The organism is Ramlibacter sp., assembly GCF_029866045.1.
In the GTDB taxonomy this organism is placed as follows: Bacteria; Pseudomonadota; Gammaproteobacteria; order Burkholderiales; family Burkholderiaceae_C; genus Ramlibacter.
In genome coordinates, this window is record NZ_JARXAB010000110.1 from 1 (window position 1) to 14,835 (window position 14,835).

The window sequence follows — 14,835 nt, forward strand, 5'->3', positions numbered from 1 at the left end:
AGGAGGCCTGAGCGTGCCCGCCGAACTCAAAAGCAGCAGCCAGGGCCACACCCTGGTACTCACCATTTCCAACCCCGAGCACCGCAACGCCGGTTCGCCGGAGGTTTACGCTGCCGGCGTTGAGGCGCTCTCGGTTGCCGAAACATCGCCCGATGTGCGCGCCATCATCATCACTGGCGAAGGTTCCACCTTCTGCGCCGGCGGACAACTGCAGCGTCTGCAGGCCAACCGGCAGCTGGCGCCCTCGGTGCAGGCCGAGGCACTGGAGAGCCTGCACGCCTGGGTCGAGGCAATCCGTACCTGCCCCAAGCCGGTGATCGCTGCAGTCGAGGGCGCGGCGGCGGGCGCAGGTTTCTCCCTGGCCCTCGCCTGCGATTTTCTGGTGGCTGCCGAGAACGCGGTCTTTGTCATGGCCTATGCCACCGTCGGGATCTCACCAGACGCAGGTGGCAGCTGGAGCCTGGGGCGCGCCCTGCCCCGTGCGCTGGCCAGCGAGCTGCTGATGATGGGTGAGCGCATCGACGCGCCACGGCTGCAAGCGCTAGGCGTGGCCAATCGCGTGACCCCGCCTGGGCAGGCGCTGGGCGAGGCCCTGGCACTCGCCGAGCGCTTGCAGACCAAGGCACCCAATGCCCTGGCCAGCATCAAGGAGCTGCTCAATGAGGCAACGGTGAGCGATCTGCACAGCCATCTCACGCGGGAGCGCGATCACTTTGTCCGCAACCTGCACCACCGCAACGCCGGCATCGCCATCGACGCCTTCCTTAACAAGCAGACCGCCCGCTTTGAATGAGAGCGCCCGGTCTCGCAGGCGACAATCGCGCGACGCTCAGTCGCTGACATGACAGAACATGGACGAACCGATTCTTAACATCGAGGAACGCGAGGCGATCAATGCGGGCCGCTGGTTCAGCTCCCTATCGCCCTCGCTACGACATGACATTCTTCGATGTGCCTACGTCAAGCGATACAAGGACGGCGACCTGATCGTCGCCCGGGGCGACCCGGGCGAGGAGTGGACTGCCTGTGCCAAAGGCGCGGTACGGGTGTCATCGACCTCGATCACCGGCAAGCAGATCACCTTCACCTATGTCGAGCCGGGGATCTGGTTCGGCGACATCGCCATCTTCGACGGCGACGCCCGCACCCACGACGCCTACGCACATGGGGAAACCACCCTGCTGTGTGTCGCCAAGGCCGATTTCCACAAAATTTTGGCTCAGCATGTCGAGCTGTATGCGGCACTGCTGCGCCTGCAGGCGCGGCGCAGCCGGCAACTGTTCGGGCTGATCGAGGATCTCAACACGCTTCCCCTGCGCGCGCGCCTGGCCAAGCAGTTGCTGCATTTGGTGCGAAGCTACGGCGTCACCAGTCTGTCCGACGGCAGCGAGGTGCGTATCGGCTTGCAACTGGCGCAGGAAGAACTGGCCCAACTCCTGGGCGCCTCGCGTCAAAGAGTCAACCAGGAGCTCAAGGCAATGGAGCGGGAGAACGCCATCCGCATCGAGCCCGGCGGCCTGGTGGTTCGGGACCGGCCGGCCCTGCTGCGCATTGTCGAGGCCGACAGCGACCGGGCCTGAGTGCCCATCACGGCCGCAGGCTCGGCAGCGACGTCCCTTTGACACCCGAGAGCGAGCCCCTGCCATGAGCACCGATTTTTCCTCCTTCGAGGGCACCCGACCGGTCGCAGACAAGCATGCGTTCGATACCGCTGCCCTATCGGCCTGGCTCGCTGGTCAACTGCCCGATTTCCAGGGCCCGCTCACGGTCGAAATGTTCAAGGGCGGGCAGTCCAACCCCACCTACAAGCTCATCACGCCTGGCCGGTCCTATGTGATGCGGGCCAAGCCTGGCCCGGTTGCCAAGCTGCTGCCCTCTGCCCACGCGATCGAACGGGAGTTCAAGGTCATGCGGGGCCTGGCCGGCACCGACGTTCCGGTGCCGGAGATGCTGTGCCTGTGCGAAGACGAGTCCATCATTGGCCGCGCCTTCTACCTGATGGAGTTCAAGCAAGGCCGGGTGCTGTGGGACCAGTCTCTGCCCGCCATGACGCCCTCCGAGCGCGGCGCGATTTACGACGAGATGAACCGTGTGATTGCCGCCCTGCACACGGTGGATGTATCCGCCCGCGGCCTGTCGGACTACGGCAGGCCAGGTAGCTACTTCGAGCGGCAAATTGGGCGCTGGACCAAGCAGTACCTGGCTTCGGTGACCGAGCCCATCGCCGAAATGAACCGCCTGATCGATTGGCTGCCGGCCCAGATGCCTACCACCGCCCGGGACGAATCCTGCGTGTCGATCGTGCATGGCGACTTCCGGCTGGACAACCTGATCTTTCACCCGACCGAGCCGCGGGTCATCGCGGTGCTCGATTGGGAGCTGTCGACCCTGGGTCACCCACTGGCCGACTTCAGCTACCACTGCATGTCCTGGCACATCCCGCCCGGGCAGTTCCGTGGGATCGGCGGCCTGGACCTGCCGGCCTTGGGCATTCCTTCGGAGGCCGACTACATCCGCCGCTGGTGCGAACGCACCCGCATCGCCACACCCGAAGGGCTGGCCCAGGACTGGAACTTTTACTTGGCCTACAACCTGTTCCGCCTGGCAGCGATCCTCCAGGGCATCGCCAAGCGGGCACTGGACGGCACCGCCTCCAGCGCACAAGCGGGCAGCGCCGGCGCCGGCGCTCGGGGCCTGGCCGAATTAGCCTGGGCCTTTGCCCAACGTGCGCATTGACGACCCGAGTACGTCCCTCAAAACACGCCCTCCCCTCACAGACCACCACCCCAGCGAGACCACCATGGACTTCCAATACTCCCAGCGCACACAGGATCTGCAAGCCCGCCTGATCCAGTTCATGGAGGACCACATCTACCCCTCGGAAAAGATCTTCGACGAGCAACTCGCAGCCCAGACGGCTGCCGGGAAGCGCTGGTCGCCAATCCCCGTCATCGAGGAACTCAAGCAAAAGGCCCAGCGCGCCGGCCTGTGGAACCTCTGGTTGCCGGCGGATACCGCCGCCATTGCCGGGGTGGAAGGTGCGGGCCTCACCAACCAGGAGTACGCGCCCCTGGCCGAGACCATGGGCCGTGTGCCCTGGGCGTCGGAGGTCTTCAACTGCAGCGCGCCAGACACCGGCAACATGGAGACCATCGCACGCTACGGCACGCCCGAGCAACGCCAGCGCTGGCTGCTCCCCCTCTTGCGCGGTGAAATCCGCTCGGCCATCGTGATGACCGAGCCCGAGGTGGCCTCGTCTGACGCCACCAACATCTGCACCCGCATTGAGCGCCAGGGCGATGACTACGTGATCAACGGCCACAAGTGGTGGATTTCTGGCGCGCTCGACCCGCGCTGCGCGATCTTCATCCTCATGGGCAAGACCGATCCCGATGCGCCCAAGCACTCGCAGCAAAGCATGATCCTGGTGCCTGCCACTACCCCCGGCATCCGCATCGTGCGGCCACTGCCGGTGATGGGCTACGACGACGCGCCGCACGGGCACGCCGAGATGTACTTCGAGAACGTGCGCGTTCCGGCCGAGAACATCCTGCTCGGCGAAGGACGCGGCTTCGAGATCGCCCAGGGTCGCCTGGGCCCCGGCCGCATCCACCACTGCATGCGCCTGATCGGCCTGGCCGAGCGCGCCTTAGAGTACATGTGCAAGCGGGTGATCTCCCGCGTGGCCTTCGGCAAGCCGATCGCCCACCAGACAGTGACCCAGGAGCGAATCGCAGAGGCCCGCTGCCGCATCGAGATGGCGCGCCTGCTAACGCTCAAGACGGCCTGGATGATGGACGTCGCCGGCAACAAAACCGCCAAGAGCGAGATCGCCATGATCAAGGTGGTCGCGCCGACCATGGCCTGCCAGGTCATCGACTGGGCCATTCAGGCCCACGGCGGCGGCGGTATGAGCGACGACTTCCCGCTGGCCTACGCCTACGTGGCGGCGCGCGCCCTGCGATTTGCCGACGGCCCGGACGAGGTGCACCGCAATGCCATCGCCAAGTGGGAGTTGGGTCGCTGGGGCAGCGTCGGCCGCCAGGAACCCGTCCCTGTCACCCGCGGCGGCTGAACTCAAACCCACTGGCAGTACCCATGATCGACCTCTACTCCTGGCCCACGCCCAACGGGCACAAGATTCACATCATGCTGGAGGAATGCGGCCTTCCCTACCGCGTGCATTCAGTCAACATCTCGGCCAACGAGCAGTTCAAGCCCGAGTTCCTCGCCATCAGCCCCAACAACAAGATCCCGGCCATGGTCGATAACGAGGGCCCCGACGGCAAGCCCATGTCGGTGTTCGAGTCTGGCGCCATGCTGCTCTATTTGGCAGGCAAGACAGGCCGGTTCCTCGGCAAGACCGACCGCGCCCGCTACGAGACGCTGCAATGGCTGATGTTCCAGATGGGCGGGCTCGGCCCCATGCTGGGACAGGCCCACCACTTCCGGTTCTACGCCCCTGAAAAAGTCCCCTACGCCATCGAGCGCTACACCCAGGAGGCCAAGCGCCTCTACGGCGTATTGGACAAGCGTCTGTCGCAAAGCCGCTACCTGGCCGGCCGCGACTACACCATCGCCGACATGGCGGTTTTCCCCTGGCTGCGCACTTGGGAGCGCCAAGGGGTGCAAATGAGCGACTACCCGGCGGTGCAGAAATGGTTTAACGCCATTGAAGCCCGGCCTGCGGTGCGGCGCGGCGTTCAGGTGCTGGCAGACCTGCGCAAGCCCTGAAGGTCCCAGGGGCGCCAGGCGCCGCCTGCAGACGTGCAAGCTGCTGGGGTCACTGGGCCCCTCAGCCGGCAGAGCCCGCCCGCTGCGCCAGCGCGCGGGAGAACTGCCAAGCAACCAGGGGCAGGGCCACCACCGAGGCGGACAACATGACGCCGCCTCCCAAATGGTCAAAGGCCCAACCGGCCCCTGTCACCCCCAAGGCCTGGCCGAAGAAAAATGCAAACGAGAACAGCGAGACGGCTGTCCCCCGGGACTCGGGAGCCATCTGCGTGGCCAGCGTTTGCAGCGTGCTGTGATAGAGGTAGGTGCCAAAGCCAACCAACAGCGCCACGGGCGCAGCCGTCCAGGCCAGGGGCGAGAGCCACCAGGCGGCCATGCCCAAGCCCATCAGCAGGCCACCGATCAGCACCATCCGGCGCTCGCCCAGGGCCAGCACCACGCGGCGGGCCATGAAGGCGTAGATCAACCCCCCCAGAGCGTAGAAGGCGATCAGCCCGGAAGCGGCCGACAGGCTTAGCCCGAATTCGCGGTGCAGCATCGTCGGAACGAAAGCCAGGGGGCCCAGAAGAAACAGGCCTTCCAAAAAGGTGGCTGCCAGAACCAGACGATTCCAAGGCGCAGCCACCACAGCGAGGGTCTGCCTGCGAGCGCGCGTCAGAGCGCCTTCGGCCGTCGCAAGGGGCTCGGCGGCGGCAGCACCCGTGTGACGACTTGCAAGCGCTGCGCGTTGCGCCGAGGCCGATCGCGACAAGCGCCACACCAGCAGCGCGGCGATGAGGGTGTAACCCAGGGCGAGGGCAAGGAAAGCGCCACGCCATCCGGGCGCAGCGTCGCCGAAAAGTCCACCTGCCAGTTGCCCCGCAGCCATCCCGGACAGCGTCCCCACCAACAGACGGGCCAGCGTGGCCTGTCGCTCGGCATAGGGCACGTTGTCGCCGATCCAGGCCATGGCCATGGGAATGATCCCGGCAGCGGCAATGCCCCAGGCGATTCGAACCCCCAGCAGGAGCTCGAACCGGGGCATCAGGCTGGCCACGGCAGACATCAAAGCGCATCCCGACAGCGCCAGCGCCACCATGCGAGCCTTGCCGAAGCGGTCTCCCAAAGGCCCTGAAACCAGTTGCATCAGGCTGTAGGCCACTGAAAACGCGAGCACGACTTGGCCCGCGGTGCCGACGGTGATCGAGAAGTCGCTCGCCAGCCGCGGGATCAGGCCGTCGCAGATGCGCAAGGCGACAGCGCTGAAGAAGGCAGCGCCGGCCAGCAAGAGCACCGTGCCGCGGGTGTCGGCGGCGAGGTGGGCTTGGGCCGGCTCCGTTGAATGCATGCGGGGACTTTAGCTTGTCAGCTTATGGGCGCCTTTCTGCGCTGTCGCGCAGGGATCATCCACCGCGCCTCCCCCCTTCGAACCTTGACCGAGCACTGCCCTCATGTCCCAGTCACCTCGCCCAGATGTCCTGCCTGCCCCTTCATCGCCGTCCGTCGGCAATCCGCCTGCAGCAGCGGCAGTCACCGACGCCCTGGCACCCGCGCACGAGGCGCTGGGCCGCTTGGGGGAACTCATCTCCAGCAGCCACAGCCCAAGCTCCGAGCTGATACCCACCGCCCGGCTACTCGCAGAGCAAGCCGGGGGGCCGCGCATCGCTCCCGGTCATTTCTGCGCCTTGCTGCTGGACATTTCCGACCGGATCGGCCGGGTGCCCTCCGCCACCTGGCTGTCCATCTGCCGAGGCCTGGCACTGGGCGCATCGGTCCCCGGACAAGGCGCCCTGCCCTTGCCCCTCAGCCAGGCTGCGCGCCGGTTACTGACCAGCCTCGACCTGTCGCCGTCGCGCCGGTTGGCCATGGCCGAGGCGCTGATGCTCGGACCCCTGTAAACCCCAGCGGGGTCATCGCGCAAGGTCATCGCACAAGGTCTTCTGCCGAACAGGGCATGGCGCGTCATGCCACGCCCGGACGTGCCTGCACCGGGGCCCGTCGAGGTCCGCACGAGGGCCGCACGAGAGCGGCCCGTCACACTCGGAAATGCAAGCAACTGCAAGCGCAACATCTCGCACGCACCTGCGTGCTAAGGTGATCGGCCGCGCAACACATTCCGTCAAATCACAGCGCGTGGCACTGTCAGGCCGGCCACATGCAAGCTCCACCCGTGCTCGAGAACGAACCCCAGCGGCTGCACCGCCTGCAGCAACTGGGCATGCTGGATACGGGGGCTGAGGCGCTTCTTGACGCCTTCACCGAGCTGGCCGCCGCCATCACCGGAATGCCGATTGCCTTGATCACCCTGGTTGACCGGAACAGGCAGTGGTTCAAATCGGCGGTAGGACTGCCGCAAGGCAGCCAGACACCGCGGGCGATCTCGTTCTGCGGCCATGCGATCGCCGGCGAGGGTTTGTTCGAGGTCGAGGATGCCCGGCTTGACCCCCGCTTTGCCGACAACCCGCTGGTCACCGGCAGCCCCCTTGTCACGCATTACGCCGGCGCGCCCTTGGTCATGCCGAGCGGCGAACGCATCGGGACGCTGTGCGTCATCGGCGACCGGCCCGGCCGGCTGGACGAGCGCGCACGCCAGCACCTGATCAAAATGGCCCAGAACGTGGTGCGCGTGCTGCTGCTGCGCGAGAACGAGCGCAGCCTCGAACAAGGACTGAAGGTCGAACGCGCGCTGCGGGAGAGCGAAGCGCGCTGGCACGCGATCACCGAGTTGCTGCCCCAAATCATCTGGTCGGCAAATGCCCAGGGCGAGCAGGAGGAGTTCAACCAGCGATGGCTGGACTTCACCGGAGAAAGCGCCAGTGGCCGCCCGGGGGCCTGGATGGCTCGGGTCCATGGCGACGATCAGGAGAATCTGCGCAAGGTCTGGGCGCACCACCTGAAGAGTGGCCGGCCCTTCGAGCAAGAATTCCGACTGTGGCACCACAGCGGCGGCTTCCACTGGATCCTGGCCCGCGCCCTGCCGATGCGCGACGACAGCGGCCGCATCGTTCGCTGGATCGCCACCCTCACAGACATACAGACGCAGAAGCAGGCCCAGCTAGACCTGATAGAGATCAACCGGCAGAAAGACGAGTTCCTGGCCATGCTGGCCCATGAATTGCGCAACCCGCTCGCGCCCGTCAGTACCGCCGCGCAGCTCCTGCAGCTCAGCGCAGACGACCCGCAGCGGGTTCGCAAGACCAGCGAGCTGATCGCACGGCAAGTGAGGCATATGACTGAACTGGTGAACAACCTGCTGGACGTCTCCCGGGTCACCCGGGGTCTGGTGCGGATCAGCCAGGAGCGGGTGGATTTGCGCCAAGTGCTCCACGATGCACTCGAACAGACCCGGCCCCAGATCGAAGCTCGCCACCACCACCTGGAGCCGCCGGAAACACCCGCCCCGCTCACAGTCATCGGCGACTCGGTCCGCCTGGTGCAGGTGCTGGCGAACCTGCTGGGCAATGCTGCCAAGTACACCCCTGAGGGCGGGCAGCTGAAGGTCAAGATGGAGATCTGCGGTGAGCGAGTGTCCATTGAGGTCAGCGACAACGGCATCGGCATTGACGCCAAGTTGCTCCCCCATGTGTTCGACCTCTTCACCCAGGCCGAGCGCATGCCGGACCGCGCCCAGGGCGGCCTGGGCGTCGGGCTGGCCCTGGTGCGCAGCTTGGTGGAGTTGCATGGCGGCACCATCCAGGCCCACAGCGACGGTCCGGGCACGGGCAGCACCTTCACTGTGTACCTGCCTCTCGCAGAGGAGGCAGGGAACCGTGAACCCCCGCTGGGCGGCGAGACCCCAGTCGGGGTGTTGGCCTCGAAGGACTCATCGGTGCCCACGCCACCTTCTGCGGTCTACGCACCAGCAGCTGCGCAGCCGCCCCCTTTGGAGCCCGGGATCCTCTCTCAGCCGCTGGCCCCGGATCAACCCCAAGTGAAAACGCGTACTGGCCTGGCCGTGATGGTGGTCGACGACAACGCAGACGCAGCCGATCTGATGGGCATCTGGCTGGAGTCTCAGGGCCACGAGGTGCGGGTATGCCTGGACCCGCTGGAGGCACTGGCCGCCGCGCATGTCAGGCCAGCCAAGGTCTACGTACTCGACATTGGCCTGCCGGGCATGGACGGCAACAGCCTGGCGCGGCGCTTGCGCGAGGACCCGCGTAACCGGGACGCCACCCTGATCGCCCTCACCGGCTACGGGCAGGCGCAGGACATCTTGCAATCCAAGGAAGCTGGGTTTGACCAGCACTTTGTGAAGCCGGCCGACCCCAGCCGGCTGGCGGCGGTGATCGACAGCCTGCCGCGGCCTGGTGTGTCTTGAGGCACTGCGGTGCAGACTAGCGCAACGCTTTCAGGCCTTGTCGATGGGCCGGTGTCAGTCGCTTGGGCAAGGACGTTACCTTTGGCGGTAGGTCAGTCGAAGCGCAGTTTCGAACGCTCCAGAGCCTGCTGGCAGTGAGCACACTGCCAACGCAGGCGAAAGGCCTGGCCGCAGCGCAGGTGACGGATCGTCATCGGTGGCTGTCCCTGCCACAGCCAACGGTCTCCCCAGCGAATGATTTCAAGTGTGATCGGGAACATCGCGACTGCGGCACTGGTGAGGCGGTATTCGCTGCGCGAGCCTGCATAGGCACGGCTACGGAGCAATCCAACAGCCTGCAATTCCTGCAGCCGGCGCGTGAGGGGGCCGGCCCCGATCCCGGTGGCTTCACTGAAGTCGGTAAAGGTACGCGCGCCTTGAAGCGCAGCGGCCATGACGCTGGAGTTCCATCGGTCGCCGTAGACCCGCATCAAGGTCGGCAAGTCGTCACGGCGTGCACTGTGGGATTGTCGGAAGCGCCGTTGGGTGTCTCCCGCAGGCGCTGAATCGGTCAAAGGCCCACTGGTAGGCGTCACGCTCGTGATTTCACCGCGGGTCTCGAAAGCCGTCACGACTTCGCCACAACAGTCGCAAACCGGCCGTGGATCGGCAACTTCACCACAGTCGATATGCACCGGCTCCTCACGGGGCCGGTCGTACGGGATGGGTGGACGTACGAGACCGGTTCCCCAACGCGACTCCCATTGCCACATCGCCAGCAGCACACGCCAAAAATCCAAGCCGCAATCGGTCAGCCAGTACTGGGCATGCCGCCCTGGAGACTCCGCCTTCCGGATGAGTCCTGCTCCGCACAGCCGCTCCAAGCGGTCGGCGAGTACCGCCCGGGAAACCCCGGTTTCCTTGATCAGGCCGCTGAAACGGCGCTGGCCCCGGAAGAGGGATCGCAACAACCGCAGGACCCATGCATCCCCCAGCAAATCGAGGGCCAGCGCCGCGCCACTGGCCTGCAACTGGCGCCGCTGGCCCTGTGGAGGGGGCGAGCTGGCGCTTGGGTGTTCGCCACTTGACGAGGCCGCGGGGTGACCGCCAGCATCCGAGGCAGAGGTTCGCCCTATCACAATTTTTTTGATCTGCTTATTGGAGTTTACGGGATGGCGTCTGGATAGTGGGAGAGGATAAATTTGGTCTGTCTATACAAGTAACTGCCTTTCAGTATGAGACTCTGCAGCAGTTCGTTCCGCATGGATTCTTCATGGCCCAGGCTCTGATCGCAGCCGCATTCCGCACGCCACGCGGCGCCGCCAAGTCCAGCGGTAGCCTGCATGGACTGACACCAGCTGGCTTGCTCGGCAGCCACTTGCGCTCCGTTCGCGAGCGGGTGGGCTCCGCTTGCGAGGCGGTGGAGGACGCGCTCATTGGGTGTGTGACTCAAACGGGCGAACAAGGCGGCAACGTTGGCAAGGTCGCCACTCTGCTGGCCGGGTGGAGCCCCTACATGTCTGCGCTGACGATCAATCGGTACTGCGCGTCCGGCTTGAGCGCCGTCAACCTTGCGGCGCTGGAGGCCCTGCAGGGGGATAGCCTGGTGCTGGCGGGCGGCGTCGAGATGATGTCGCGGGTCCCGATGTTCGGTGATGCAGCTCCCCACTATTCGGACAAGGCCTTGAGCGAGGTGATCGGCTTCATGCCTCCGCCTTGGACATCAGACCTGGTGGCCACCCGCAACGGATTCAGCCGGGCAGCCTGCGACGAGTACGCGGCGCTATCGCAAGCCCGCGCCGCCCAGGCCCGCAGGGAGCGACCCATGCCCTCGATGCTGCCGGTGGTCAATGATGCGGGCGAGGTACTCCTGGCTCAAGACGAGAACATTCGCGAGGGAAGCACCGCAGAAAAATTGGCTACGCTCAAGGCCGTCTATGAGGGGGGAGCCCCCGATCTGGATGCCTGGGCGCTGGCGCGTGAACCGCAGCTAGGCACCGTCGTCCATGTGCACACCGCCGGTAACGCACCCTGCATGGCCGACGGCGCCGCAGCCGTGATCGTGGGCAGTGCAGGTGCGCTCAGCCGGCACGGGCTGCAACCACGCGCAAGGATTCTGGCCATGGCCGAAGCCTGTGTGCCGCTGGTCCAGACCGGAGCGGTCGATGCCACGCGGCGAGCGCTGTCCCGGGCCGGGCTCGACGTTGCCGATATCGACCTTTGGGAAGTGCGCGACTCCTTTGCTGCGATCACCTTGCATTACATCCAGACCCTGGGTCTGGACCTGGCCCGATTCAACGTCAATGGCAGCTCGATCGCCCTGGGGCATCCGATGGGTGCCACCGGGGCCATGCTGGTCAGCTGCCTCCTTGACGAACTAGAGCACCGCGACCTGCGCCGCGGCATCGTGGCCATCGCGGGTGCAGCCGGCGTCGCCACTGCCGCAGTGATCGAACGCTGCTGACCCCCGAACCCTGGAAGCCCTCAATGCTTGAAATTCACGACCGCAAGACGCTCACCTGCCTGGAGGGCGACAACCCCTACCTCAATGGAGCCTGGGAGCCCTGTGCTACCGAGTGGACTGCCAGCACGCCCACGCTGAAAGTGCTGCAGGGGGAAATACCCAGAGACCTGCAGGGTGTGTACATGCGCAATGGGCACAACCAGGTCCATGCGCCCATCGGCAAGTACCACCCCTTCGACGGCGACGGCATGGTGCATGCGGCGCACTTCGAGAACGGCCAAATGACTTACCGCAACCGGTGGACTCGCACCACCGGTTTCCTGGCCGAGGCGGCCGCTGGCCATTCGTTGTGGCCTGGGATCATCGAGCCGCGCAAGGCGGTACGGCGCGGCTGGGGGTCGATCGGCGCGATGAAGGACAACGCCGGCACCGACATCATCGTGCATGCGGGCAAGGCTATCGTTGCCATGAGCCAATGCAGCGAACCCTACCGGCTTGATCCGATCACGCTCGAGACCCTCGGCCCGGACGCCGCCTGGTCAAGGGCCCTGGGCGAGCGCGGAATCTGCTCGCATTTCCAGATTGACGAGCATACGGGCGACATGATGTTCTTCAACTACGGTGAACATGCCCCCTACTTCAACTACGGTGTGGTGAATGCCCGAAACGAGTTGGTGCATTACACGCCGATCGAACTGCCTGGGCCACGCTGGCCGCATGACCTGGGCATGACCCAGAACTACTGCATCCTCCACGACCTTCCGATGTTCTTTGATCAGGTGGCCCTGACCAAGGGGCAGCACCGGCTGAAATTCCATCGCGACGTACCGGCCCGCTTTGGCATCGTTCCCAGGATGGGGCACAACCGTGATGTGCGTTGGTTCGAGGGCCAGCCCTGCTACATCCTGCACCTGTCCAACAGCTACGAGTTGGGGGATGAGGTGGTGATGGAGGGCTGCATACAGACCAATCCGGTGCCGGATATCAGCGCCTTGCCCAAAGAAGGCTACGAGCGCATGAAAGCGTTGCTGGACACGCACCTGCAGGAAACCCGTATGCACCGCTGGCGCTTCAATCTGAAGACGGGCCAGACACACGAGGAAGATCTCGACGACGAAGTGACCGAGTTCCCCATGGTCAACGGCCGCTACAAGGGGCGACCGAACCGGTACGTCTATACCGCCTACATGGTCCCGGGGTTTTGGCTGCTCGATGGCCTCAAGAAGTACGACTTGCAGACCGGCCACACCCAAAGCTGGCGCTGCCCACCCGGCTGCTACATCAGCGAGGCGCCCTTTGCGCCCCGTGTCGGCGCCCAAAGCGAAGATGACGGCTATGTGCTGACATTCATGAACGACGCCACCCACCAACGCGCCGAATGCGTGATCTTTGATGCCAAGGCGATTGATCGGGGGCCTTTGTGTCGTGTCGCACTGCCTGGCTTCATCCCCTTGGGAGCGCACGCCTACTGGATGCCCCTGACCGACCTGCAGGGCCGCGGCGGATGAGTATGCAGACCTGTCCCGACTTCAGCATCACCCACCCGCAGGGCCAGCCGTCTGGCGTGACCGTGGTCCTGTTGCATGGTGCGTTCGGCGCCAAGGAATACTGGCGCGCACAAATCCAAGCCTTGGTCCGCGACGGACACCGGGTCGTGGCGTGGGATGCACCAGGCTACGGCCTCTCGCCGCTGCCGCCAGATTTCAGCATCGACTTCTGCGCCACCGCACTCTGCGACTTGTTGCGCCGGGAGGGCGGCGCCTGCAACGTGGTACTGGGGCACAGCATGGGCGGCATGATCGCCCAGCGTGCCTGGGCCTACGCCCCACAATTGATTCAAGGCTATGTCCTCTCGGCGACCAGCGCAGCGTTCGGAAAGTCGGATGGGGATTGGCAAAGAGAATTCGTGCGGCAGCGGGTCGCCCCACTAGACGCTGGCCGCACATTGCCGGACCATGCGCCGGGAATGCTGCGCACCATGATGGCAGCCGGCGCTGCGGGGCCCGCCGTCAACCTGTTGATCGCCACAGTCAGCCTGATGCGGGAAGAAACCTTCCGCGCCGCTGTAGCAGCCATCGCGACCTTTGAAGGCCGCGCCCTGCTGCCGACGATGCACGTGCCGGTGCTTTGTGTCGCTGGCGAGCTGGACCGAACCGCTCCAGCCGAGGTCATGGCCAAAATGGCGACCAAGTTGCCGCGTGCCCAATTCGTTTCACTCCCGGGTGTCGGTCATTTTGGCTGGGCCGAGCAACCCGATGCATTCAACCAGCTACTTCTGCAATTCCTGTCCGACCACTTCCCCTCAAGGAGCGCCTCGTGAAAGCAGTTCAATCCAAGCCCTGGGCCCGTGCACTCTCCGCCCTCATCTCGGTTTTCATGGCCACTAGCGCGTTTGCGCAGGCTTACCCCGACAAGCCGATCACCCTGATCATTCCTTTCCCTCCCGGCATCGTAGACAGCAATGCCCGAGTACTCGCCACCAAGGCAAGCGCGATTCTGGGTCAGCCCATCGTGGTCAGGAACCTCGCTGGAGCGGGTCAGCGAATCGGCACCGACGCTCTGGCCAAGGCCCCCAAGGACGGGTACACCATCGGTGTCGTGACCAATGCGGGGGTGGTGGCCGGACCCGCTCTGGGCACCGGCATCCCGTATGACCCCATCAAGGACCTGACCTACCTGTCGATGGGATTCGAGTCCCACTACCTGGTCAACACTCACCCGGGCTCGGGTATCACCAGTCTCAAGCAACTGGTCGACCGCGCGCGCGCAACCCCTGACAAGCTGCGCTTTGGATCAACCGGCATCGGTACCGGCTTCCATGTGTCGACCGAGCAGTTCCTGCGGGCGGCCAAGATCCAACTTCAGCACATCCCCTACAAGGGCGAGAGCCCACTGCTGGTCGATCTCACCGGTGGCCAGGTGGAATTGGCCTTTTCATCGGTATCCAGCCGCCAGATGGCCGAGGCCGGCAAGCTGGTCATGCTGGCATATACCGGCGAGACCCGCTCTCCCCTGATGCCCAACGTGCCCACTGCCAAGGAGATGGGAATTCCCCATGTGAGCTCTGGCTGGCTGGGCTTTGCTGCCCCTGCTGGGATCCCTGCTGCGGTACGCGAGAAGCTGGTGAATGCCTTTGCGACCGCCGCGCGAGACGCCGATATCGGAGCCAACTTTGTCAAAGCCGGCATGGAGCCGCGCACACTGAGCGGGGACGCTTTCGCCGCCCGCGTGAAGCGAGAGGTTGACGAGCTCAAGGAACTGAACAAGGAACTCAAAATCGTCCTGGAATAAGCGCGCGTGACGGCCTCTCTCGCTCGCCCGCCCCCCTCCCGGCTTCGGGAAGAAGTGGCCCAGGGCC

13 protein-coding genes are annotated in these 14,835 nt (G+C 65.1%); 11 read left to right on the forward strand and 2 right to left on the reverse strand.

The window, feature by feature from the left end; translation table 11 throughout:
• Positions 1 to 13 precede the first annotated feature (13 nt).
• The 5 genes from QE494_RS11960 (at position 14) to QE494_RS11980 (ending at position 4,734) form a co-directional block, all read left to right on the forward strand.
• Positions 14 to 793 (forward strand): oxepin-CoA hydrolase, alternative type, encoded by a 780-nt coding sequence (locus QE494_RS11960; protein WP_300043653.1) that lies wholly within the window; start codon positions 14 to 16, stop codon positions 791 to 793.
• Positions 794 to 851: 58 nt separating this feature from the next.
• Positions 852 to 1,580 (forward strand): Crp/Fnr family transcriptional regulator, encoded by a 729-nt coding sequence (locus QE494_RS11965; RefSeq protein ID WP_300043607.1) that lies wholly within the window; start codon positions 852 to 854, stop codon positions 1,578 to 1,580.
• A gap of 64 nt (positions 1,581 to 1,644) precedes the next feature.
• Positions 1,645 to 2,736, forward strand: a complete 1,092-nt coding sequence (locus QE494_RS11970; protein ID WP_300043608.1) for a phosphotransferase — start codon at positions 1,645 to 1,647, stop codon at positions 2,734 to 2,736.
• Positions 2,737 to 2,800: 64 nt separating this feature from the next.
• Positions 2,801 to 4,075: an acyl-CoA dehydrogenase family protein gene (locus QE494_RS11975; RefSeq protein ID WP_300043610.1), complete on the forward strand. Its 1,275-nt coding sequence runs from the start codon at positions 2,801 to 2,803 to the stop codon at positions 4,073 to 4,075.
• Positions 4,076 to 4,098: 23 nt separating this feature from the next.
• Positions 4,099 to 4,734 (forward strand): glutathione binding-like protein, encoded by a 636-nt coding sequence (locus QE494_RS11980; protein WP_300043611.1) that lies wholly within the window; start codon positions 4,099 to 4,101, stop codon positions 4,732 to 4,734.
• 61 nt (positions 4,735 to 4,795) lie between these two features.
• Here QE494_RS11980 and QE494_RS11985 read toward each other — a convergent pair whose 3' ends face one another.
• A complete protein-coding gene (locus QE494_RS11985; protein ID WP_300043612.1) occupies positions 4,796 to 6,061 on the reverse strand; it encodes an MFS transporter in 1,266 nt (421 codons plus the stop codon).
• 103 nt (positions 6,062 to 6,164) lie between these two features.
• Here QE494_RS11985 and QE494_RS11990 point away from each other — a divergent pair, with 103 nt between their 5' ends.
• The gene (locus tag QE494_RS11990; RefSeq protein WP_300043614.1) at positions 6,165 to 6,611 is read left to right on the forward strand and encodes a hypothetical protein; all 447 of its coding nucleotides are present in this window, start codon (positions 6,165 to 6,167) and stop codon (positions 6,609 to 6,611) included.
• Positions 6,612 to 6,868: 257 nt separating this feature from the next.
• A complete protein-coding gene (locus tag QE494_RS11995; protein WP_300043615.1) occupies positions 6,869 to 9,034 on the forward strand; it encodes an ATP-binding protein in 2,166 nt (721 codons plus the stop codon).
• 92 nt (positions 9,035 to 9,126) lie between these two features.
• Here the strand turns inward: QE494_RS11995 and QE494_RS12000 are convergent, their stop codons facing one another.
• On the reverse strand, positions 9,127 to 10,044 hold the full coding sequence (locus tag QE494_RS12000; protein WP_300043616.1) for a helix-turn-helix domain-containing protein: 918 nt from the start codon (positions 10,042 to 10,044) through the stop codon (positions 9,127 to 9,129).
• Positions 10,045 to 10,286: 242 nt separating this feature from the next.
• On the opposite strand from QE494_RS12000, the gene QE494_RS12005 reads away from it, so the two are divergent.
• From QE494_RS12005 to QE494_RS12020, 4 genes are read left to right on the forward strand one after another with little or no spacing between them, the layout of a single operon-like run.
• On the forward strand, positions 10,287 to 11,477 hold the full coding sequence (locus tag QE494_RS12005) for an acetyl-CoA C-acyltransferase (protein WP_300043617.1): 1,191 nt from the start codon (positions 10,287 to 10,289) through the stop codon (positions 11,475 to 11,477).
• 23 nt (positions 11,478 to 11,500) lie between these two features.
• Positions 11,501 to 12,985 carry a carotenoid oxygenase family protein gene (locus QE494_RS12010; protein ID WP_300043618.1) on the forward strand — a complete coding sequence of 495 codons (1,485 nt, stop codon included), beginning with the start codon at positions 11,501 to 11,503 and terminating at the stop codon, positions 12,983 to 12,985.
• 56 nt (positions 12,986 to 13,041) lie between these two features.
• Positions 13,042 to 13,797: an alpha/beta fold hydrolase gene (locus QE494_RS12015; protein ID WP_300043619.1), complete on the forward strand. Its 756-nt coding sequence runs from the start codon at positions 13,042 to 13,044 to the stop codon at positions 13,795 to 13,797.
• Positions 13,794 to 14,768, forward strand: coding sequence for a tripartite tricarboxylate transporter substrate binding protein (locus tag QE494_RS12020; protein WP_300043621.1), 975 nt, complete (start codon positions 13,794 to 13,796; stop codon positions 14,766 to 14,768). Before QE494_RS12015 ends, QE494_RS12020 begins: the two co-directional genes overlap by 4 nt.
• Positions 14,769 to 14,835: the final 67 nt, after the last annotated feature.